Source organism: Kamptonema formosum PCC 6407 (assembly GCF_000332155.1).
Taxonomy (GTDB): domain Bacteria; phylum Cyanobacteriota; class Cyanobacteriia; order Cyanobacteriales; family Microcoleaceae; genus Kamptonema; species Kamptonema formosum.
Genome location: NZ_KB235907.1, coordinates 65,085 through 65,792 on the forward strand (window position 1 = coordinate 65,085; position 708 = coordinate 65,792).

The 708-nt window shown below is 40.5% G+C and carries 1 protein-coding gene; it reads right to left on the minus strand.

All coding sequences use genetic code 11. From position 1 onward, the window contains the following. Nucleotides 1-528: 528 nt before the first annotated feature. A partial coding sequence (locus OSCIL6407_RS36445; RefSeq protein WP_026103899.1) for a hypothetical protein occupies nucleotides 529-708 on the minus strand: 180 nt, incomplete at its 5' end.

A 708-nucleotide genomic window follows, 5' to 3' on the forward strand; every position in this document is an offset into this window, starting at 1 on the left:
AGGGGAGAGGGGGAGGATGGGGAAGAGGGGACATAAAATCAAGGGTTTCAGCCATAAGCGAGTGTCCTAACTAACAGTCTTCGCGGTTGCTATATTAATCAAAATTGTTAATTGTTAACTGTTAATTGTTAAAAATATTTAATTGAGGGAAAATCTATGAAAACGAAGCGACAATCGAGAAAACTACCCAGAAATTAAATTTGCCGAATTGAGTGCATCAATTCAGCAATTACACCCGGTTTTGCAGAACGGGTCAAAAAGAAAATATTTGTTATGTAAATGTAACAAAAACGGTGTCAATAGTCAACTCAATCGGACTTTTTGTGATTGCAGTCCCTATTTTGACAACTTTAAACAACAGACCCCTGCAAAAGCGGTGTTAACCCTTACAAAGGAACACCGATGGAATTTTCAAAAAATGAGTTAGGTAGTATATGTGGTAAGGCACAACCTATTGTGTCATCACCACACTATCCTCACACCGACTCAAGTAATTGCAATCTAAAAACGAAAACAGATTTGCAGAACCTACTGAGCAAATCTTTGAAGTAGCACCGCATCAATTGTTTGATTTCCTTCAAAAATATGGCGATGGCGGTACACTCCGATTGAAATTTGGGGGGGCAAAATAAATGCACCCCCACTCTGACACTCCCCAACTCGCCCGTCTATCAGAGCAGCGATCGCACTGACTACCGCCAAGATTGG